Source organism: Fulvimarina manganoxydans (assembly GCF_900176465.1).
GTDB classification, from domain to species: domain Bacteria; phylum Pseudomonadota; class Alphaproteobacteria; order Rhizobiales; family Rhizobiaceae; genus Fulvimarina; species Fulvimarina manganoxydans.
Map to the genome: position 1 here is coordinate 1 of NZ_FWXR01000028.1, position 20,501 is coordinate 20,501.

14 protein-coding genes and 2 pseudogenes are annotated in these 20,501 nt (G+C 63.7%); 11 read left to right on the top strand and 5 right to left on the bottom strand.

Translation table 11 applies throughout. The features are described from left to right. Nucleotides 1-875: 875 nt before the first annotated feature. The 5 genes from B9A15_RS20330 to B9A15_RS20350 all read left to right on the top strand — a co-directional run bounded on the left by B9A15_RS20330 (nucleotide 876) and on the right by B9A15_RS20350 (nucleotide 6,484). Nucleotides 876-1,844, top strand: a complete 969-nt coding sequence (locus B9A15_RS20330; RefSeq protein ID WP_139798515.1) for a helix-turn-helix transcriptional regulator — start codon at nucleotides 876-878, stop codon at nucleotides 1,842-1,844. A gap of 113 nt (nucleotides 1,845-1,957) precedes the next feature. Next, complete coding sequence (locus tag B9A15_RS23510) at nucleotides 1,958-2,956, top strand: TonB-dependent receptor plug domain-containing protein (RefSeq protein ID WP_084412486.1); 999 nt, start codon at nucleotides 1,958-1,960, stop codon at nucleotides 2,954-2,956. Beyond that, the gene (locus B9A15_RS20340; RefSeq protein WP_244557054.1) at nucleotides 2,901-4,052 is read left to right on the top strand and encodes a TonB-dependent receptor domain-containing protein; all 1,152 of its coding nucleotides are present in this window, start codon (nucleotides 2,901-2,903) and stop codon (nucleotides 4,050-4,052) included. The genes B9A15_RS23510 and B9A15_RS20340 overlap by 56 nt, the downstream gene beginning before the upstream one ends. 177 nt (nucleotides 4,053-4,229) lie before the next feature. Next, complete coding sequence (locus tag B9A15_RS20345; protein ID WP_170923382.1) at nucleotides 4,230-5,411, top strand: MFS transporter; 1,182 nt, start codon at nucleotides 4,230-4,232, stop codon at nucleotides 5,409-5,411. Next, a complete protein-coding gene (locus B9A15_RS20350) occupies nucleotides 5,408-6,484 on the top strand; it encodes a siderophore-interacting protein (protein WP_084412492.1) in 1,077 nt (358 codons plus the stop codon). Before B9A15_RS20345 ends, B9A15_RS20350 begins: the two co-directional genes overlap by 4 nt. A 77-nt stretch (nucleotides 6,485-6,561) precedes the next feature. Here the strand turns inward: B9A15_RS20350 and B9A15_RS20355 are convergent. Continuing rightward, a pseudogene (locus B9A15_RS20355) lies at nucleotides 6,562-7,315 on the bottom strand (IS6 family transposase). Between the two features lie 66 nt (nucleotides 7,316-7,381). On the opposite strand from B9A15_RS20355, the pseudogene B9A15_RS20360 reads away from it, so the two are divergent. Next, nucleotides 7,382-7,680, top strand: a pseudogene (locus B9A15_RS20360) (hypothetical protein); the annotation flags it as partial. Nucleotides 7,681-7,959: 279 nt separating this feature from the next. On the opposite strand, the gene B9A15_RS20370 reads toward B9A15_RS20360, so the two are convergent. Continuing rightward, nucleotides 7,960-8,322 (bottom strand): thiol-disulfide oxidoreductase DCC family protein, encoded by a 363-nt coding sequence (locus B9A15_RS20370; RefSeq protein ID WP_084412547.1) that lies wholly within the window; start codon nucleotides 8,320-8,322, stop codon nucleotides 7,960-7,962. Nucleotides 8,323-8,723: 401 nt separating this feature from the next. Here B9A15_RS20370 and B9A15_RS20375 point away from each other — a divergent pair, with 401 nt between their 5' ends. Next, nucleotides 8,724-10,664, top strand: coding sequence for a putative bifunctional diguanylate cyclase/phosphodiesterase (locus tag B9A15_RS20375; RefSeq protein ID WP_170923383.1), 1,941 nt, complete (start codon nucleotides 8,724-8,726; stop codon nucleotides 10,662-10,664). A gap of 213 nt (nucleotides 10,665-10,877) precedes the next feature. Here B9A15_RS20375 and B9A15_RS20380 read toward each other — a convergent pair whose 3' ends face one another. The 3 genes from B9A15_RS20380 to repA all read right to left on the bottom strand — a co-directional run bounded on the left by B9A15_RS20380 (nucleotide 10,878) and on the right by repA (nucleotide 14,687). After that, nucleotides 10,878-11,675 (bottom strand): helix-turn-helix domain-containing protein, encoded by a 798-nt coding sequence (locus B9A15_RS20380; protein WP_084412549.1) that lies wholly within the window; start codon nucleotides 11,673-11,675, stop codon nucleotides 10,878-10,880. Between the two features lie 392 nt (nucleotides 11,676-12,067). Further along, nucleotides 12,068-13,285, bottom strand: coding sequence for a plasmid partitioning protein RepB (gene repB, locus B9A15_RS20385; RefSeq protein WP_170923384.1), 1,218 nt, complete (start codon nucleotides 13,283-13,285; stop codon nucleotides 12,068-12,070). Between the two features lie 181 nt (nucleotides 13,286-13,466). Further along, the gene (gene repA / locus B9A15_RS20390) at nucleotides 13,467-14,687 is read right to left on the bottom strand and encodes a plasmid partitioning protein RepA (RefSeq protein WP_244557053.1); all 1,221 of its coding nucleotides are present in this window, start codon (nucleotides 14,685-14,687) and stop codon (nucleotides 13,467-13,469) included. A gap of 530 nt (nucleotides 14,688-15,217) precedes the next feature. Between repA and B9A15_RS20395 the strand changes: the two genes are divergently transcribed. The 4 genes from B9A15_RS20395 (at nucleotide 15,218) to B9A15_RS20410 (ending at nucleotide 20,392) form a co-directional block, all read left to right on the top strand. Further along, nucleotides 15,218-15,877, top strand: coding sequence for a (2Fe-2S)-binding protein (locus B9A15_RS20395; RefSeq protein ID WP_342170614.1), 660 nt, complete (start codon nucleotides 15,218-15,220; stop codon nucleotides 15,875-15,877). Next, nucleotides 15,874-16,908: an FAD binding domain-containing protein gene (locus B9A15_RS20400; RefSeq protein WP_084412502.1), complete on the top strand. Its 1,035-nt coding sequence runs from the start codon at nucleotides 15,874-15,876 to the stop codon at nucleotides 16,906-16,908. Before B9A15_RS20395 ends, B9A15_RS20400 begins: the two co-directional genes overlap by 4 nt. Continuing rightward, nucleotides 16,908-19,166 (top strand): xanthine dehydrogenase family protein molybdopterin-binding subunit, encoded by a 2,259-nt coding sequence (locus B9A15_RS20405; protein ID WP_210190556.1) that lies wholly within the window; start codon nucleotides 16,908-16,910, stop codon nucleotides 19,164-19,166. The genes B9A15_RS20400 and B9A15_RS20405 overlap by 1 nt, the downstream gene beginning before the upstream one ends. A gap of 227 nt (nucleotides 19,167-19,393) precedes the next feature. After that, nucleotides 19,394-20,392, top strand: a complete 999-nt coding sequence (locus tag B9A15_RS20410) for a CAP domain-containing protein (RefSeq protein WP_084412504.1) — start codon at nucleotides 19,394-19,396, stop codon at nucleotides 20,390-20,392. Nucleotides 20,393-20,501 lie beyond the last annotated feature (109 nt).

A 20,501-nucleotide genomic window follows, 5' to 3' on the forward strand; every position in this document is an offset into this window, starting at 1 on the left:
TCCGGTCCCCTCGTCCGACATTTTATCGCAGCCGAATAGGTCGAGGCGGGATCGTAGACAGGCCTCAGAGCACCGCTTTATCGAGCCGGATAAGAAACATGCGTCATATCGGCAATTCACGCCTGACAGCGATGAGTCCGGTCACATAGTCTCCAACCGCCAGCGCAAACGGGGAGCCCGTGGTCGCCAGCATTACCAAGCGCGTCAGCCCGCATAAGCTGCGCCAATCCTTCACCCCGATCTCCTTGAGCCTGGCGCCTTCGTCCGGCATCTCGCTCCCATCCGCAAGACTTGGTGGACCGTCTACGCCAAGCCGCCCTTCGCCGGGCCGAAAACCTTCACCCAAGCTGCGGGTAAGCCCGTGGGCTACCGACTTCTGCGCTCGCACATAATTGGTCCGTTCCGGTCGTCACCGCCGATAAGGCGTGATTGAAGGTTGTTGTCGGTCTCAGATTGATAGCCGAGCAACTTTGCCGAGAGAGCAAACTCAGGCGAAAGGACAGAAATCTGAGATCAGGCGGTTGGTTGTTCTCAATTGCAAGAAGGTGAAGCTGCCGTTCCGCTCCCCATCCGACGCTAATGAGAAGACTGTGACTGATCGTCGAATAATCGCCGTCGAGGTCGCGTTCGGCAAATGGTGACTCCAGGCCCAAGCAACTGAGCGGATGGCGCGTTACGGCTCGCCAAACAAGCCAAGCCTCCAACTGCCGGCCCTCGGAGTCGTTCTTTGACTGGCGCTTCAGCTTTTCGGCGATCGTTTTAGGATCACGGCGAGGCCTCCCTGTGGCAGAGAGCCCGAAAAGAGGCGACTAACGTCGCGAGAGCGCCAGGCTGAAATATTTGCGACGGATCCCCACACGTTTCGGAGAGGGAATGTGAGAGACGAGCATCCGAGGGATGTCACGCAGCAGCGGCTTTCGCGTCTGACGGGAAACGACCAGACGCGACCGGTTACGCTTCAGGTGGCAAATCCCTATAGTGTCATGGCTCGTGGCGATATCGGAGCGGTCGAACTCGGCGTCGGGATCGGCCTCATGCGCGGCGTCATGAACGGGACGCGAACGCTTCGTGCGCATGCGGAGGCGCTGCCGGGCCTTCAGATCGAGGGACGTCTTGCGGGTCACTCCACATCGCGCGAGCTGACGCCGCCACATCGAGGCGGAACGCTGGAAGCGGATCACCTCGCGGTCAATGGGTTTTCAGCCGGATCGCTTTGGGAGATCGAGATTCCGGCTCAATCCGTTGTCGAGACGGTGACCCTAACCTATTCGCCCGTCTTCATCGAAAATCTCGGTCAGGACCGCACGGTCCATGCCCTGCGAAATCTGCTTGCCGAACAGAAGGGATTCGACCGACCGCTCTCCATGTCCGAGCGGTCTCGATTCCTTTGGCTGTTGGCTGCCGATCTCTCCGGCATTGCCGCAAAGATCGAGGCTCAGGCGTTTGCCCTGACGCTTCTGGCCTCTGTTCTGCACTATGTCGGGGATCCATCTGGCAGGGACGGTTTAACGATCGCGGATAGGCAGATCGTCGATTTCGCGCGACAGATGATCGATGACCATCCCGCGCATTTGCCGCCCTTGAGCATCGCGGAGATTGCCCGTCGCTGCGGCTGCAACGAACAGAAGCTGAGACGCCGATTCAAGCACGAGGTCGGTCTGACCCTTTCCGCCTATGCCACCGCGCGCAGGGTGGAATGGGCACAGACACTTTTGCGCGCAGACCATCCCATCGCCCGGGTCGCACGCGAGGTCGGTTACGCGTCTCCGGAAGCGTTTGCATCGGCCTTTCGGCGCCTCGTCGGCCAATCGCCGCGGCAATGGCGGCGGGAAAGAGATGACTGACGATTCGGAGCAGGTTTTTGTCAAAAGCGCGAAGATTATGACCGCGACGTTGCGCGCACCATGGGATATGAGAACCTGATAACAGGCATCATGTTATCGGGGGATGTGTTGACATGGACCGTGCAGCTCGGCGGTGTTCGCTCGTAGCCATTCTCGCGCTTGGGGTCGCTGAAATAGGGGCCCCTGGGAGCGCGGTTGCGCAAGAGGCGCAGACGATCGAACTCGATACGGTGATGGTGACGGGAGATCGGTTTGGTCGTCTCCTGTCGGATACCTATCAATCGGTGACCGTGATCGAAGCGACGACCGTCGAACGCGAGGCGATGCGCCCGCTCACCAGCCTCATCGCCGAAACGCCCAACGCCTATGTCCAGAGCCAGAGCGAGCTGCCGACGATCCGCGGCGTCCAGGGGGGTGGTGCCGGAGGACTCGCATCGGGCTTGACCACCGGCGCCCTTCCGCGCCTGCCTGTGATCGTCGACGGGATCGCCCGCGCCGCCAGCGTCCCGAACGGCAACTACGACACGCTTTGGGATGTCGAGCGCGTGGAGGTGTTGCGCGGCCCCCAGACGCTTCTGCGCGGTCGTAACGGCATCGCCGGCGCGGTGATCGTCGACACCTATGCGCCGAGCTTCACGCCGGAGGCGGCCTATCAGGCGGGCCTTTCCGTCAATCGGATCAACGGTCCGCAATATATCGCCAACGGCATGGTCTCGGGGCCGTTGACCGACAACATCGCCGGGCGTCTCACCGTGGAATATGCGGGCGGCGACGATCCGAGAGAGATCATCGGAGGCGAGGCCGACTTTATCACCGAATACGAAAAACTGCGTCTGCGCGGAAAGCTGCTTGGCGAGTTCGAAACGACGCTCGGGGGACTCACGATCGAGCTCTTGGGCGATTATCAGACAGGCCAGATCCCGCAGACCCGATCCAATGTCCTCGCTTCGTCGGTGTCGGGGCGCGATCTGGAGGATCGGGTGTTTGCGTTCAACGGGCCCGACCCGGGCCTTCGATACGGATGCCTTCACCATCGGCGGCAAAGCCTCGCTCGATATCGGCCTCGACGGGCGCCTGTCACTTCAGTCGAGCTATGTCAACGATCGCTATGAGAGCGTGAAGGAGCAGGTCTTTCCGAGCTTCTTCGACGTGGACGAGGACTTAATCGCCAATGAGCTCGTCTATGAATTCGGACCGAGTGGGCGCGTGAAGGCGGGAGAAGTGGCCGGCCTGGTCGGGCTCGGCTCGGAGGAAAGGCGGCAGGATGTGCGCCTGACCGGCACGCTGGCCACCACGATCGACGTCTCGACCTCGTCGCAATCCGCCTTCACGGATCTGCGCTATGGTTTGACCGACAGCGTGTCGCTGCTCGGGGGTTTGCGCATCCAGCGGGTCGATGACGAGCGGGTCCAATCCTCCCGAGTCGGGCCCGTGTCGGGAGAAAGCCTTTACGATAAGGACGAAACCGTCCTTCTGCCGAGCCTCGGCGTCGCCTATGCGTTCGACGAGCTTCACAGTATCGGCGTCAGCCTGCGCCGTGGATACAATCCCGGCGGTGGCTCGGTCAATTTCTTCACCGGCCAACCCTACGTATACGATTCGGAGACCGTCTGGACCGCCGAAGCGACCTATCGCGGCCTGTTCTTCGACGAGCGCCTGTCGATCGGGCTCACCGGCTTCTACAACCTCCACGACAATCCGCAAGTCTATGGCGAGCAGGTGCCGGGCGACCGCCGCTCGCTCCAGATCGTCAATCAGGAACGTGGACGCTCCTACGGGCTGGAGCTTGAAGGCGCGCTGGAGGCGACCGATCGTTTGACGCTGACCGCCGGTCTCGGCCTGCTCCGCACGGAGATCACCGAGGCCGATCCGCAAACGGCCCTCATCGAGGGCAATCGCTTCGGGCAGGACCCGAGCCTCACCGCCTCGATCGGCGGTGTGTGGACCGCTTACGACTGGCTCTCGCTCGACGCCAAGCTGCGCTATGCCGCTTCCGCCTTCAACGACTTCAACAATGTCGCGGCGGACCGTCTGGACGCTTATGCCCTCGTGGACATCGGCGCTACGGCGAAATTCGGCCATGTCGACCTTCGGGCCTATGTCAACAACGTCTTCGACGAGACCGCCGTGACCCGCCGCGTGACGGGCGGTTTCGTCGACGTGACAGACCCGCTGACCGCCGGCCTGACAATGACGGCGCGGTTCTGACGATGAGACGCGATCGTGCAATCGGGCCTTATGGGCCCGCCTCTTTGGCCTTGCGTCGGATCATCCGGAAACCGGCTCGGTTTTTGCTCCAATGCTTGGGGCGGTGAGCATATGGCTATGAATGGCAGTGCTGCGATCGGAGCGCCGGAGCTTCCATGGTGGCGAGATCGACGCTTCATGTCGATCGCCGTCCTCTTCGTCATGCAGGGTCTGACGGGCCAATTCGTTATCCAGGCGGTGCCCGTCTTCCTGCGCTGGGCCGGGCAATCGCCCGCCTTGATCGGGCTCGTGTTCCTGTCCGCGCTTCCCTATGTCCTCCGATTCCTCTGGGCGCCTCTGGTCGATCGCTATGGAAGCCAAAGGCATGGTCGGCGGCGGGTCTGGGTTCTTGGAGCGCAGCTCGTCGTCCTGGCGATCCTCGGCGCAATGGCGCTTCTCGATCCGCGCGAGCAGCCCATCGGGATCATGATCCTCGCCGCCGGGCTGATGACGGTTCTCGGCACACAGTTGACGGCGGCGGGGGCCCTAGCCATCGAGCTCTTCGACAAGGCTCAATATCCCCGTCTCGCCGCCGTGCAGGCGGCGTCGGCGGGGCTCGCGGGCTTTCTCCTGGGGGCTGGCGTCCTCTTTGCCCTCAGCGATCTCGGCTGGCAGGCGAGCGTTCTCGGCGTTTTGTCCATCAGCGGACTGACGACCCTCCTCCTCTGGCCCGAGCCGTTGGACCAGGGGCGTTTAGGAGAGGGCAGACGCCCCGGTTTCCTTGCGGCCTTCGCCCTGTTGCGCATCGCGTTGCTGCGGCGATTGCTGCTTGTGGCAGTGCTTTCCGGTTTCGGGGTGGCTCTGCCCTATGGGCTGAAGCCGATCCTCCAAGTCGATGTCGGCCTCGACATCGCCGAGATCGGGCTTGTCGGGATCGTCGGCGGCAACGCCGTCGGTCTCTTGGCCGCCTTGTTCATGCGCCCTTTCGTGGAACGCTTTGGCGGCTATCGCTGCCTGGGTGCGCTAGCGCTTGCCGGAGCGGCCTTGGCAGGTATGATGTTCGCCGTCGTCGTTCTCGACGGGCTTTCCCTCTGGAATGTCGTGCTCTTCGTACTGACCGGCAATGCGCTCGCCTTCGCTTCATTTACGGCGGAACGGAGTCTCGCGATGCCGCTCTGCGCCGGCGCCGAGACGGCGACGCGCTTTGCGACCTTTGTCAGCCTCGAAGGCGCGGCGGTTCTCAGCCTTGCCGCGCTCGGCACCGCGTTGAGCGGAGCGTTCGGGGCGCAGACGGTTTTCGCCCTGGCGACTGCGGGGTCTCTGGCCGGTGCGTTCTGGGCTTTCCGCTTAGGGGTAAGAGAGGGGAGCAAGGCGCCATGAGCGAAAGGACAACCAGTCCGTTGGTCCGGGCAAGTGCGATCGTTCCTGCCGAATATGGGCGGCATGTTCGCGATTTCCTGCACCAGGATCTCACCGAACACGAACTCGAAGCCGAGGATATGGGAGATGGCCGCCTTATCATTCGCCATGAGGGCTGCCTCATCGAACTGGATCTGTCCCCTTTGGACGAGTTGCGCATTCGCCTGACGGCACCAAGCGACAACGGACTCTTCTTTCTGAAGGAGGCTGCGGCGAAACATGCGTTGGAAGCGGCGCCCTCCCTGACGGAGAGTTTTGTCTGGTCGGACGCCGACACTGCGGGCATGCTGCCAACCAACTTCCGCGAATTGCGCCTTCTGCGCCGCCAGGAGGTCATGGCGGGCCTGATCCGCCTGACATTTGCCGCAAAAGACCTCGACCTCCTCAGCGATGACGGCCTCCATGTGAAGTTTTTGCTTCCCCCGAAACAGGACCGTGCGCCCTGTTGGCCAAAGACCCGGGCCAATGGACTTCCCGTCTGGCCGGAAGGCGAAGACGCACTGGCGATCCGCTATTACACGATCCGCAATCTCCGCCGATCGCAAGGCGAAATCGATATCGACGTCGTCATCCATCCAGGCGGCCGCGTCTCGGATTGGGCCATGCGGGCCGACCCCGGCGATCTGGCGGGCATGCTGGGCCCGGGTGGGGGCGGCATTCCCGGCGATGCATCCCATCTCCTCATTGCCGGAGACATGACGGCCATGCCCGCAATCGCTCGAATTCTCGAAACCATCGGATCCGACCGGGATGGTACGGCTCTACTTCAATTGCCCGAAGGCGCTGACCCATCGGACTATCTTGCGCCCGGCAGGTTCGATGTCGAGACGGTTGCTTCCGCAGCCGGGCCTACGGGATTGATCGACCGCCTGACACAGAAGCTCCGTCGCGGCGACGTGGACCAGGCATGGTATGGCGGCGAAAAGCAAATCGCCCAGGACGCGCGCCGCCTCTTCAAGGCCTCGGGCCTCAAAGGAAGCCGGCAGCTTTCGGTCGCCTATTGGCAGAACGGCCGCCCCCTCGATGCGCGCTAAGAAGAGTCGAGGGGGCCGCAACGGGCTTGTCGCAACTTTGGGCGCGGGTCGCAAAAGCCTTGTTTGGGCTCGAATCTTCAGGCTTTGTTAACCTTCTGCAGCCCGAAGATTTGTGCGACGAGATCATTCTGGGTGCGGACGGTCCACTCGGCTGCGAAGCCGAAGCCCTTCCTCAGCCAGAGCATCGCCTCCAACCCCTTGATCGTTCGTCGGGCGGTGTTGAATGAACGAAAGCCGCCGATGCGTGGCATCGCCTTCTTCACCCTGAAATGATCGCTCTCGATCCCCTGCTGGAGATGCTTGGTGACATGATGGACGGGATCGGTCGGCAGAAGCCCTTCCTCGACAGCCGACCGTATTGCAATCGGGAACGGCGCCGCACCGTCGGTGCCGATCGTCGCCGGCGACAGGAGCGGTTCGTCTTTCAGCATCTTGCGGAAGAAGCGCTTCGCTGCATCGGCATCGCGCTTGGCCCTCAGCAGGAAGTCGATCGCGTTGCCGTGCTTGTCGATCGCACGGTACAGATATCTCCATTGCCCGCGGATCTTCAACATAGGTCTCGTCGATCCGGATGGAGCCGCAATGGGGCCTGCGAAACCGGCGAAGACGCTTCTCGATCAGCGGCGCATCAGCGAGAACCCAGCGATTGATAGTCGAATGATCGACCGCGAAGCCGCGCTCGGTGAACATTTCCTCAAGGTCCCGATAGCTGAGCGGATAGCGCAGAGACCATGTCACCGCCTGAACGATCAGCCACGCCTCGAACTGCCGACCTTTGAAATCGTCCTTCGACGCCCGCCTCAGCTTTTCGATGATCGTGCTCAGGATCATGGCAAGGCTCTCCGTTGGTGAGAGGCCGAAAATTGACGAACACGGTCACCGAACCGTTAAACGGCCAAAGTTTGCGACAGCCCCATCAATCGTTGGGTCCTGACCTACGCGCCGCTGATCGAGAAGCGGCTGCGCCGGTTCCGCAAGCCACATTGTGGCCCATGCACGACATTGGCCGTATCGACGAGACCTATGTAAAGATCCGCGGCTTTCGCTCGTTCAACACTACCCGACGAACCATCAGGGGGTTCGAAGCCATGCTCTGGTTGAGGAAGGGCTTCGGCTTCACCGGCGAGTGGACCGTTCACAGCCAGAACGATCTGGTCGCGCAGATCTTCGGGCTGCAAAAATTTAACAAAGCCTGAAAATCTCGGGTAATATGGGCGCTCGCGCCTCAGACAAAAAGTTGCGATAGGCCCGACGAGGACGTCCCAATAGGCCGCCGCGCCCTTCCATTCGCAGATGGAGCTTCCCGATGCTTGGCGGATGGCTGGTCTCGAGGGCGCGGACGGTGCGGCGGCTGTCGGCGATCCGGCGCCCACGATCCTCGATGACGATTTGAGCCGCCGTCCGCTCGGCGATGGCGGGCCTCGGAAACGACCAGACGCTCTCTTGGCCCGCGGACGTGGGTTCAGCTGTCGGTCTCATACGCGCTCCAAACGACGAACGAGCGATTGCAGCATGGGGCGTGCTCTGAGGAAGGCGCGATAGAGCCGGTCGAGCAAATCCAAGGCGCGCGGCCCGCGACAGACGAGCCCGAGCGGGCGAAGAAGCGGAATTGCCCGCCAGACGGCGGCAAAGGCTTCGGCGCCGCTCATCACCTTCCCATTCTCCTCGGCATGGAAGCGGGCGAGCAGCTCGCCCTTGTCGAGCGGGCAGGCTGCCGGCTCGGCCTGTTCGAGATTGACGAAACGGATCGCACCCCGGCGATCGAGGCGGCGCATCAGCGCAATCTCCCGTAGACATAAAGGGCACGACCCATCGTACCAGACCGTCAGCTTTTGCATCGGCTGAAGATGGTGCGCCGCGCGCGCAAAGTCGCGCCTCGCAACCTGCGGCACATCGCACCAGGGAAGTTGGATCGCGCCCCTTCCACACCGCAACAGTCGCTCATGTTCTCGCAATGGCTTCACGGCCAAAGGGAAAGGCTTTGGCCTCCCTCCTTCCGAGAAAGGTCGTCCATCCTTCCCGCCGACTGCCGCAAACCATCGCGAAAGACGCTCACAGGACGATGGCCGATCGAATGCCCCTGTCATTCAAGGCACTTGTCCGTCAGTACCTAAACCATGAGTGGAGACAGAGCGGGTCCCCCGTTCTGCTGCTGGTCCAGGCCTCCGAAGACGAAAAATTCAGCTAACTCTTACTTCATATCATGCGTCCATCCTGTCGACTGCCGCGGGAGAACAGCATGACCCTTGTAAAAAAGCTCCTTGACTGGCTGGCCCTGCGGTCTGTCGAACCGGGACTTGCCCAAGCACAGTATCGCCAGCTTCAACGTCAGATCCCACTTCTTTACGCCCTCCTCAGCGTGAATGCGGTGGCCGTTGCCTTCACCCATCACGGGACGGCACCCGTCTGGATGACTTTCTGGATTCCTGGGCTTCTCGTCGCAGTGAGCGCCATAAGGCTCTTGATGTGGCTCAGGAGCCCGTCTGCCCTCGTGACGGATATGGAGGCCCTGCGTCACCTCCGGCGGACGACGATCCTCGGCGCGGTCATCTCGCTCGCCTATATCTGCTGGTCTTTGAAGATCGGCGAATACGGCAACGAGCACCAACAGGCTCATGTCGCCATTTTCATCGCCATCACGGTCATCGGATGCATCTTCTGCCTCATGCATCTACCGCAGGCAGCCTTTACGGTGACCGCGATCGTCACCCTGCCCTATCTGGCCTATTACGTCTCCCCAGACGATGCGGTCTTTACGGCGGTCGGCTTGAACATCCTGCTCGTCACGCTCGTCATGATCCGCGTGCTGCTCAATAGTTTCGACGGCTTCAGCAAGCTGATCCGCACGCAGATCGAAACCGAACGCCTCAACAAGGAGATCACCAAGCTCGCTCATACCGATATGCTGACGGGGCTGCCGAACAGGCGCCTTTTCTTTTCAGAAGCCGATGCCAGCATCGGGCGATGCCGGCGCGAGGGGCGCCCGCTCGCTCTCGGCGTCATCGACCTCGATCGCTTCAAGGCGGCCAACGACACCTTCGGTCACCTGTTCGGAGACCAGCTTCTCGAAGCGGTCGGCGCGCGTCTGACCGAGGTTTTCGAGGGCCATGGTCTCGTCGCCCGTTTGGGCGGCGACGAATTCGGCTTCATCCTTGAGGCAGAGGAGAGCGTCGTCGCCGATCTTGCTGCCCGGGCGTGCCAGCGCCTTGCTGAGCCATTCCTCCTGGAAGAGGTGCGGGTATCCATCGGCGCCTCCTGTGGCATCGCCTCGATCAGGGACATCCCTGGCAGCTCCCGCGCGCTCTATGACGGCGCCGATTATGCGCTCTATAAGAGCAAGAGCGAGCGCCGCGGCTTCGCAACGCTCTATTCGCCCGAGCACGAGCGGAGCATTCGCTCGGAGCGCGCCATCGAAGCCGCGCTTCAGGTTGCCGATCTTCAGAACGAGATGACCGTCCATCTCCAGCCGATCGCGAGCCTCAACGGGGACGCCGTCTGCGCCTTCGAGGCGCTGGCGCGCTGGACCAGCCCGCAGCTCGGCTCCGTGCGGCCGGACATCTTCATCCCGCTTGCCGAGCGCACCGGCATCATGCATCGCCTCACCCTGACTCTTCTCGAAAAGGCCCTGACCACTCTCAAGCACGTTCCGGGCGAGACCCGGCTCTCCTTCAATCTGTCGGCCCATGACATCACTTGCACCGAGACAATCGTCGCGATCACATCCCTCGTGACGACATCGGGGATCGACCCCTCACGCCTCGTCCTGGAGCTGACGGAAACGGCGGTGGTTCGCGACTTCACCGCCGCGCAAGCCTCGATCCGGCTCCTGCGCGCCCTCGGGATCAAGATCGCGCTCGATGATTTCGGCACCGGTCAGTCGAGCCTCAGCTATCTGCGCCGCTTGCCGATCGACCTGGTGAAGATCGACAGGAGCTTTGTCGCCGGCGCCGAGGAGCCGAAAGGCCGTGACCTCCTTTGCGCGATCGTGGCGTTCTGCAAATCCATGGGCATGAAATGCGTCGCGGAAGGGGTCGAGACCGCCTCGCAACTGCATTTGCTGCGATCGATCGGCTGCGACGAGTACCAAGGCTATCTCCTTGCCAAGCCCATGCCGATCGATGAGTTGATGCTATGGGAGGACAGCCGCGTCCAACCGCAGTGGCTCAGCCGGTCGGCTTGAAAACCGGCCTGATGTCTGAGTGCGGAGCCCTGGATAGACGCCGTTCGGTGCAAGTGTTGCGCACGATGCGCGTCGACGACGCCGACCGCTGCATTCAGTTGACAGCTGCCAACGCTCGGAAGCATCCACAATCCGCCCAAGCAAAAGCCGCACCGTCTCATTGAAGAAGGCGCTCAAGGGTGAGCGATGTCGAATGGACGCCTTAGAGGGCGGTTAGCTGGGCCCTATGAGCGCCGCGCCGTGGTAATTCTCATGGGCATTTTGGAATCTATAAGAGGAATCATTATCGGTTTGGTTTTTGGATGACAGAACTGTCATACCCTTCTCATCTCGCAACCCTGCAACCCGTACCGTCCTGCTCCCTGTCGCAAACGGCAGGAAGGGCTTTGCAAGGGCGCTTTCTCCCAGCCAGCGAGCAAGGCCCTTGGGTTCGGTGAAGAAGGGCATCACCGCTTCCGTGATCTCGATCACGAGGCCGGTGTGAAACCCCCTCGCTGTGCGCCGGATTTCGGTGACGATATAGCCGAAGCGTTCCAGATCGCCGAGATAGCGGCGGATCGTGCGGGTCGAGCGGCTCATGATCGCCGCAAGCGTTCCTTTAGCCGCTTCGGTGCGCCGTCCCTTGCCGCAGCGCGCGCGTAAGACGACGAGCAGGGCCCGTGCGCCCGGCGTCAGCCGATCGTCACGCAGCGCGGTCGTCGCCATCGGATTGGCATATTGGCGCGAGGCATTGGGCGCCGGGCGGCTGTGGCGCGGCCGGGCGACAGGCGGACGCGGAGCCCCCTTCCCCGAAGCGATCGGGCGTTGCGGCTTTTCCGGCTGCAGCGCGCCGATCTTGGCCGAGCGGCGCTGGGCCTCGGCAAAGGATATCAGTCCTTCGCGAAACTCGCGCCAGATCGCGGCCTTCGCCTCGAAGCTCGGCGCGGCCTGACGGCGCGCGGTCTCGGCGACCTCGATCGCGAAAAGGTCCGGCTCGCCGGTGCCCTCATGCGCCGGTCCGGCTGAAGCCATAGCGTCCGCGGCCGGTGAAAAACCCGCTCCTGCGAGACCCTGGCGCCTCGTCAAATCCGTCGAGGCCGCCGGGCTACGCGGTTCGATCGCAGCGCTCTTCAAGCCAAGCCCTATCGGCCGCTCGCCCCTCAAAATCGGGTCGAACGTTCCTCGTGCGCCAGGCGCACCTCTCCTGTCGTCCGTCACGTCGTCCTTCCTTGCGCGAGGCAAACGAAGGCCGTGGCGGGAAACCGCATTTATCGTTGACGAGTGAGTCGGAAGAACCTAAGTCAGAGGTGTCTAGTCTTTGAGAAGGTCCTGCAAGCGGCTCCCGCTTCGGGGCCTTTTTCTTTGCCTATGGCGTCTCCTGGCATTGTCGTTTCATGGGTGAAATCCGGACGGGGAGGGGCCTTTCAGCCGCCCGCATCCGCCTCTTCGTCCTCGCTTGGCGCTCTGTCTGCGGCGCCTTCGGCGAGGAACGTCTCATAGAGACCGGGCAAGCGGTCGGCGACGAAACGGGCGAAATCCGCCCCGTCATCGGTCGCAAAGGCAAGGCTCATGCGCTTCTTCTCCCCCCGCTTCATCACCGCAAGGGTGGCGCCACCTGCGCCTTTGACCGCTTCTTCACCTGCCCTCCCCGCGCTTGCTGCCGGCCCATGCATGCGTTTCAAAAGCGCGCGGAACCGGGCATCAGAATCGGCGATCGCGGAAAAGCTTTCGCGGGAGATGAATTCGAAGGCCCGATCGCTTGCGCCCCGGCGCATCATCAACTCGCCAAGCTCGCCCCAGCGCGGCCGCCCCACTTTGGGCGCCGGGCCGATGGCGGCGGCGATCGCCTGGGGAATTCGGCTTGCCACTTGAAGAAGGCGGGTGAGCTCGGTCTTGTCGACGCCGATCGCCGCCCCGATCGTCTCGCGGGAAAAGCCGGCGCCTTCGAGCCCCTTGGCGAAGAAGGCGCGCTCGATGAAGCTCAAGTCCCGGCGTTCGGCATTTTCGCGCCCCTGCGCGAGGATCAGCTCCTCGTCGCTCAAAGGGCGCACGATGGCGCGTACGCGAAGGCCGAGCTCGCGGGCCGCGCGCACCCGTCGATGACCATAGGCCGTCTCGTAATAGCCCTCGGCCCGTTTGGCCTCGTCGGCATGGGGCCGCAGAAGCACCGGCACGGTCTGACCACCAGCCGATATCGAGGCCTTCAGCGCCTCGAAGCCCGCATCGAGATCGCCCGAGCGCGACAGCCGGTCGGTGACGGGGGAGGGGAGGATGAGATCGGGATCGACGAGCACCACGCGCCCACCCGTCGCCGCCTCCGCCCGCAGCGCCTTGGCGGCCTCCGCCTCGCGCGCCATCTCGCCCCAGGACTGGCGCATGGCATTGATCGCTCCTGAGCGCACATGCTCGCCGGAGCGGGGGAGGGCGGTCGTGGTCGTCTCAGGGGAGGAGTCAGACGCAGCATCCTCCGGCATGGCCAAGGCTGTCGCCTTCTCCGCGTTGTCCTGTAGGCTTGGGCTTGGCGCGGGCACGCCCTCTGCCGGTTTGCCAGAAGAGGCCGGCCCAGTCTCGGCGTCCGGCTCGCTCGCAGACGAAGAGCTACCCGAAAGAAGCGCCCGGAGGGCATCCTTGCGTTTTACCATGGCGAGGCCTCCTGTCCGCTCGATTCCCATTTCGTCCCCCAACACGGCGCCAAGAATGAGCCAATGCGTGGGGAGGGGGGAAATCTCGGATGGGATTTTTTTGGTCTTGAGACCCGGGCGATCGTCGCCGCACAGGGCTCATTCCTTGAGATAAAACGGATTTCCGCTCTTGCGCCCTCTCTCATGATCGCCCCCAGGCCGCCCGAAGCAGCGCTTCGATTTCCCCGTTGACAGCTGTCAACGACTCCATGGCTCGGTCATAGGTGCCGCGCGAAAAGTTCTCCCGGCCGACCTCGTAAAGGGTCTGTTTGGTGAGACCGGCATCGGACACGGCCGTCGATTTCAGCATGGCATTGGTCAGCACCCGCTCGCCGAACTGGGCGCGCAGAAAGCCGGTGATCTGGGCCTGCGGCCCGTCATGGGGCTCGTAGCGGGTGACGAGATAGCGCAGAAAATCGAAATTGAGCGAGGCGCCCGCCTCCCGCACGACGCTGAGGAGGTCGGCAGTCATGAACAGGAACTGGCTCATGGAGGCGACATCCAGCATCTGCGGATGGACGGTGACGAGAACGGAGGTCGCGGCGCAGAGCGCACCGAGGGTCAGAAAGCCGAGCTGCGGCGGGCAGTCGATCACCACCACGTCGAAGTCCTCCGCCACCTCCTCGACCGCCGCCCCGAGCCGGGCAAAGAAGGGCATGTCGCCCGCCGTCCCATGTTCGGCGAGCTGGCGCGGCGTCGTGTGCTCGAATTCCTGAAGCTCCAGATTGCCCGGCACGAGGGAGAGCCCGTCGAAATAGGTGGGCCGGACGATCTCTTTCAGCGGGCGCCGCTGATCGTCATAGCGGATCGCGCCATAGAGCGTGTCGTTGCCGGTCAGATCGAGTTCCGGCTGATAGCCGAGAAGGGCGGAGAAGGAGGCCTGGGGATCGAGATCGATGCCAAGCGTGCGATAGCCTTCGAGCGCGAGATATTGGGCGAGATGGGCCGCCGTCGTGGTCTTGCCCGAGCCGCCCTTGAAATTGGTGACGGCGATGACCTGGAGATGCTCGCCGCGTTGAGGGTCGCGCCATTTCAGATATTGGCGCGCCTTGGCACCGCCGGCCTCGTGCTGGCCGGCGAGATGGGCGCGAAGGGCGTTGATCGTCTCCAGCGTATAGGAGCGCCGGCCATTGGCCTGGGTTTCGGGCTGCGGCCCGTCGCCGGACAAGGAGAGCTGGCGCAGATAGCCGTCGGAGACGCCGATCAGCTTGGCCGCCTCGCCGGAGGTGAAGGCCCGCAACGCCTTCTTGGCCGAGGGCGGAAACAGCCGCTCGCGCATGGCCGAGAGCTGGCTCGACAACAGCTCGGCATCCCTGGCAATCTGTTCGTCGGCCTGCGCCACCGGCCTCATCTCCGCAACCATGGGTCCTCGCGTCTCCTCCATCCCTGACCATCCTGCGAAGCGCGGTATGCCGAAAAACCGGTACCCGCCCTTCGCCCGGCGCTCGTATTCTCCTCCGAGAATTCCGGCCCGCAGCTTCGTCTTGCGTCCGTTGTTACGCCTTCAAGATGGAGCGACGCTTGTTTTCCGTTAGCAGCGTTGGCAAAGCCGCCGAGTCGAGTCAAGTCGCTCGGCCTTAAGCGAGCCGCTCGGCGTGTTCAGATCGGCTCGGGCTGCCGGACGCTTCACGACCGGTCAAGGCTGGGCTTGGAGGCCACTTCGCCCGCTGGCGGATCCCGGCCCTTTCGGCAGCATGAGAGGCTCGACGATCGGTCATCGATACCAGGCTAAGGAGTTTTAGAACCGTTACAGGTTTGCACCCGTCCGCTTCGGACTAGCTCTTTTCCGAACATTCAAAGGATTTCCCCGCCAAGGGGTTAGCCCTGTTTTGATCAAGACGGGGGCGGGGCTTTTCGTGCCTTGCGCCACCTGTCCAGCAAGGGATGGAGATCATGGGCCATCATCGACCATCGAAGGGCAGAGAGGACGGGGGCGGCATGGCGGTCACCCGGCGGAGCTTTCTCGGCGGAACCGCGACCGCCGGCGCTTCGGCGCTCGCCGGCGTTGCCGGCGCGGCGCGCCAGGCGATTGCCCAGGAGGTGGACGATGCCGGCGGCGAGAGCGTCGATGTCAGCCTCGTCATCAATGGCGTCACCTATGAGCGCCGTCTCGACACGCGCACCAGCCTTCTCGACCTTCTGCGGGAGGAACTCGACCTCACCGGCACCAAGGTCGGCTGCAATCACGGCCAATGCGGCGCCTGCACCGTTCTGATGAACGGCACGCGCATCAATTCCTGTCTGACGCTCGCGGCCATGGCCGATGGCGCCCGCATCACCACGATCGAAGGGGTGGCGAGCGCCGAGGGTGAGCTTCATCCGATGCAGGCGGCCTTTCTCGAACATGACGGCTTTCAATGCGGCTATTGCACGCCGGGCCAGATCGTCTCGGCGATCGGCTGCGTGAAGGAGGGCCATGCCACGAGCGAGGCCGAGATCCGCGAATATATGTCCGGAAATCTCTGCCGTTGCGGAGCCTATAAGGGCATTACCGAGGCCATCATGGAGGCCCGCGAGGCGACGCACTCAAGCGAAGTCGGAGGTCAGTCGTGAAGCCCTTCCGCTACCAAGCACCAAGCTCCGTCGATGCCGCCGTCGAGGCGGTCGAGCCCATGGGTGTCCCTGGCCAGGGCGGGGCGTTCCTTGCCGGCGGCACGACGCTGATCGACCTCATGAAGCTCAGTGTGGCCACGCCGCCAAGCGTCACCGACATCAAGAATCTGAGCCTCGACGGGATCGAGGAGGCCGATGGCGAGGTCCGCGTCGGCGCCCGGGTCACCATGGCCGAGGCCGCCAGCCATCCGATCTTTCTCGACCGCGCACCAGTTCTCTCCGACGCGCTCTGGAAGGCGGCGAGCCCGCAGCTGCGCAATGTGGCGACGCTCGGCGGAAACATCCTTCAGCGCACGCGCTGCCCCTATTTCCGCGACAATGTCAGCCCCTGCAACAAGCGCGATCCGGGCTCCGGCTGCGCGGCGATCGGCGGCATCAACCGCCTCCTCGCCGTGCTCGGCACGTCGGAAAGCTGCATCGCGACCTATGCCGGCGACTTCGCCAATGCGCTGATCCTGTTTGATACGACGGTCGAGACCCATCGCGCCGCGGAAGGCCCGCGCCAGATCGAGCTTGAGGACCTGCATGTCCTGCCCGAGGATCACCCCGAGCGCGAGACGGTGCTTGCCGATGACGAGCTGATCACCGGCTATCGCTTTCGCCTGCCCGATTGGGCGCGCCGGTCGGTCTATGTGAAGGCGCGCGACCGGGAATCCTATGCCTTCGCGCTCGCCTCCGCCGCCGTCGCCCTCGATCTCGACGGCGAGACGATCCGCGAGGCGCGGATCGGTCTCGGTGGCGTCGCCACCGTGCCCTGGCGGGCGCGGGAGGCGGAAGACTTTCTGAAAGGCAAGACGGTGAGCGAGGAGACCGGGCTTCAAGCCGGGCGCATCGCCTTCGAAAGCGCCCAAGGCTACGAGCACAACGCCTTCAAGATCCCGCTCGGGCGGCAGGTCGTCGCGAAAGCGATCTTCGATGCCGCGCGCAAGGATGTCTCCGGTTCCGCCGGACAGTCGGAAGGAGCCAACTGATGGCCGACGACAGGATGACTTTCGAAGCAACGCCCACCATGGACATCGAGACCCAGGACAAGGTGGAAAGCGCCGAGCGCGCGGCCGAGAACGGCAATGTCGGCGCGGCGCTGAGCCGGGTCGACGGGCCGCTCAAGGTGACCGGCCAGGCGCGCTATGCCGCCGACTTCGCCGTGCCCAATCCGCTCTATGCCCATCTCGTCATCTCGACGGTCGGCAAGGGACGCATCACCGCCATCAAGGACGAAGCGGCGCGCAAGGTGAAGGGCGTGCGCGCCATCTACAGCCATGCCAACAAGCTCGACAGCGGATCGGCGAAATTCTTCGCCGCCGGCGGCCAGGCCCAGCAGAGCTGGGAGCCCTTCGCCGAGCCGGATGTGCGCTTTTATGGCGAGACGGTGGGCCTCGTCGTCGCCGAAACGATCCTCGCCGCGCGGGAAGCGGCCGCCGCGCTCTCCTTCGACTATGAGACAAGCGATCCGGCCGCCGTCTTCGGGGCCGATGGCGTCGAGCGGCAGGATATGCCCGACAAGACGATCACCAAGGGCGACTTTACGAGCGCGTTCGAGGCCGCGCCGGTCAAGATCGCCTCGGATTACGAGACGGCGCCCAATGTCCACAACGCCATGGAGCTTTTCGCGACCACGGCCCATTGGGTGGGCGACAAGCTGACCGTCTATGTGCCGAGCCAGTGGGTGAAGGGGTTCCAGATCGGGCTTGCCGAGGAGCTCGGCATCGACGAAGCCAATATCGAAATCGTCTGCCCTTTTGTCGGCGGCGGCTTCGGCGGCAAGGGTTCGCTGTTCACCTGGGTCTCGCTGATCGCGGCCGCCTCGCGCGAGCTTGGCCGCCCGGTGAAGCTCTATGTCACCCGCGAACAGGGTTTCACCACCGCCTCCTTCCGGGCCGAGACCCGGCAGCGGGTTCGCCTGGGGGCCGGCGAGGACGGCCGGTTTCAGGCGCTGGAACATGCCGGCGAAGAGCTGACCTCGCGGGCCGACAATTATTTCGTCAACGGTCAGGAAGCGACCGTGCGCATGTATCAGGCCGACGCGATCCGCACCGAGCTGGCCACCATTCACGCCGATCGCCAGACGCCGGGCTTCATGCGGGCCCCGGCTGAGACGCCCTATTTCTTCGGGTTGGAATCGGCCGTCGACGAGATCGCCCGCGAGCTCTCCATGGATCCGGTCGAACTCCGCATCAAGAACGACACCATGGTCGATCCGGTGGACGGCGTGCCCTACACCTCGCGCTCGCTGAAAGAGTGCTTCCGTCAGGGCGGCGAGGCTTTTGGCTGGTCGAACTATACGCCCGAAATCGGCTCGATGAACGAAGACGAATGGCTGATCGGCTGGGGCGTTGCGACCTCCACCTATCCGACGCAGATGTCGCCCTGCACGGTGCGCATCCATCTCGACGTGACCGGCGAGGCGCGGCTGCAGGTTGCAAGCCATGATCTCGGCACAGGCGCCTATACGGTGCTGACCCAGGCGGTGGCCGAGGAACTCGGCATCGAGCCCTCCCAGGTGCGGGTCGAACTCGGCGATTCCCGCCTGCCGCCCGGCACGATCGCCGGCGGCTCGATCACCACCGCCTCCAACGTCTCGGCGATCATGATCGCCTGCGAGCGCATCCGCAATCGGCTCGGGATCGAGAAGGGTTCGGACACCGATCTTGCCGCCGCCTTCGATCGCTTCGGCCAGGCGGGCATCGAGGAATACGCCGAATGGACGCCGCCCGGCGCCAAGAAGGACGCGCCGAAGACGCTCTATAACGGCAAGGTCAAGATCGTCGGCGGACCGGAGGAGGATTATACCGCTTTCGCCTTCGGCGCGATCTTCTCCGAGGTGCGGATCAACAAATACACCCGCGAAATCCGGGTGCCGCGCATGACCGGGGCCTTTGCCGCCGGGCGGATCATGAATGCCAAGACGGCCAAGAGCCAGTATCTCGGCGGCATGGTCTGGGGCATCGGCCACGCTCTGCACGAGGTCGCCGAGGTCGATCCGCGCACCGGTGCCTATATGAACGACAACATCTCCGAATATCTCGTGCCGGTGAATGCCGACGTTCCCAACATGGATGCGATCATCGTGCCGGAGGTGGACGACAAGGTGAACCCCGCCGGCGTCAAGGGCATCGGCGAGATCGGCATTGTGGGTGTCGCCGCCTCGATCGCCAATGCGGTCCATCACGCAACGGGCAAGCGATTGCGCCGCATTCCCATCCGGCTCGACGATCTGGTCGACGTCTGACCCGGACGGTCCAGACGAGCGTGATGACGCTTAAGGCTCGCGCCCCCAAAAAGGGGCGCGGGTCGCTGGCCGTTCGGGGATGATACGGTCCCCGACTGACTCAATCGGGCTCGGTATCACAGCCCGCGCGGCGCCTGAGCGGCTTTAAGAATCCGCATTGCGAAGCGATCAGACGGATTTCGCATGAGAGACGGCGAGGAAGAGCAACGGGACAGGAGTTCGCCACCATGCCGATCACCGAAGGACGGCCTTCAGAAAAGAAGAATATTTTCCTATTCCTAGCACGTGGCGCGATCGGAGCCGTTACGCTGAGCCTCGCTCTCGTCCTTGCGGGCGGCGCGGGCGCGCAGGAGGCGGGGGATCTCGACGCCTTGCGTGACAAGGCGTTGGCGCAGGTGAACGAAGACCGCGCCGCCCACGATCTGCCGCCCCTGACGCTGGGCGATGCGCTGAACGCGGCGGCTCAGTCCCATGCCGAGGATATGGTGGAGAACGATTATTACGCCCATGTCTCGCCGTCGGGCGTCGGGCCTCAGGACCGTTACCTCGACCAAGGCGGGAGCCGCGCCAAGATCGTGCGGGAAAACATCGCCCGCTGCACCGGTTGCGATGTGCCGCCGGATACCGAGCGCGTCGAAGCCTTCGAGGAGGGCTGGATGAACAGCCCGCCCCATCGCGAGAATATACTCAGCCGGGGCCTGGAGCATTTCGGTTTCGGGATCGCGGGGGAGGCGGGCCAGATCTTCGCCGTCCAGACCTTCGCCGGGCCCGGCACCTCGCCGGAACTCGGGCCGGATGAGACGGCCGAACCGATCCTCGAGGCCGAGCGATCGAAGACGATGGTCGAGATGCTCAACCGGGCGCGCGAGCGCCAAGGACTGGACGGATTGGCCGCGAACGAAGCTCTGGCGGAGGCGGCCCGCGATCTCCTGCCGGGCGAGGACGCGGACCTTCTGGCACAGAACGGCCGGAGCGACATCTTCGCCAGTCTGCCCGACAGGGCGCACCGCGATTTTGGCGCCTTGCAGGTGACCTCGGCCGGGTGCGGCGGCTGCGGCGCCGACATCACCCATGCCGATCTGCGGCATTTCCGCGAGCAATGGCTCGACAACCCGCAATTTGCACCAATGATCCTGTCGGACCGTTTCGACGCCGCCGGCGCGGCCTTCGTCGCCGATGGCGAGGGCGCCAAGCGCGCCCTGCTTCTCCTCGGCGCCACGCGATAGGGCAAGGGGCAAAGCACTCCGCCGAAAAGAGCCCGAAAACCGGTGGGTCCAATCACGCGGCCATATGGGCGCCGTCCCGATCTCCTTGGTCTGCCCCCACGAAAGTGGT

Bases quoted from the DNA above. Each gene is read 5' to 3' on its own strand.
- B9A15_RS23510 (WP_084412486.1), top strand. From the start codon at position 1,958: ATGGACCGTGCAGCTCGGCGGTGTTCGCTCGTAGCCATTCTCGCGCTT.
- B9A15_RS20345 (WP_170923382.1), top strand. From the start codon at position 4,230: ATGTCGATCGCCGTCCTCTTCGTCATGCAGGGTCTGACGGGCCAATTC.
- B9A15_RS20350 (WP_084412492.1), top strand. From the start codon at position 5,408: ATGAGCGAAAGGACAACCAGTCCGTTGGTCCGGGCAAGTGCGATCGTT.
- B9A15_RS20370 (WP_084412547.1), bottom strand. From the start codon at position 8,322: ATGCAAAAGCTGACGGTCTGGTACGATGGGTCGTGCCCTTTATGTCTA.
- B9A15_RS20375 (WP_170923383.1), top strand. From the start codon at position 8,724: ATGACCCTTGTAAAAAAGCTCCTTGACTGGCTGGCCCTGCGGTCTGTC.
- B9A15_RS20380 (WP_084412549.1), bottom strand. From the start codon at position 11,675: ATGGCTTCAGCCGGACCGGCGCATGAGGGCACCGGCGAGCCGGACCTT.
- repB (WP_170923384.1), bottom strand. From the start codon at position 13,285: ATGGTAAAACGCAAGGATGCCCTCCGGGCGCTTCTTTCGGGTAGCTCT.
- repA (WP_244557053.1), bottom strand. From the start codon at position 14,687: ATGGTTGCGGAGATGAGGCCGGTGGCGCAGGCCGACGAACAGATTGCC.
- B9A15_RS20395 (WP_342170614.1), top strand. From the start codon at position 15,218: ATGGGCCATCATCGACCATCGAAGGGCAGAGAGGACGGGGGCGGCATG.
- B9A15_RS20405 (WP_210190556.1), top strand. From the start codon at position 16,908: ATGGCCGACGACAGGATGACTTTCGAAGCAACGCCCACCATGGACATC.
- B9A15_RS20410 (WP_084412504.1), top strand. From the start codon at position 19,394: ATGCCGATCACCGAAGGACGGCCTTCAGAAAAGAAGAATATTTTCCTA.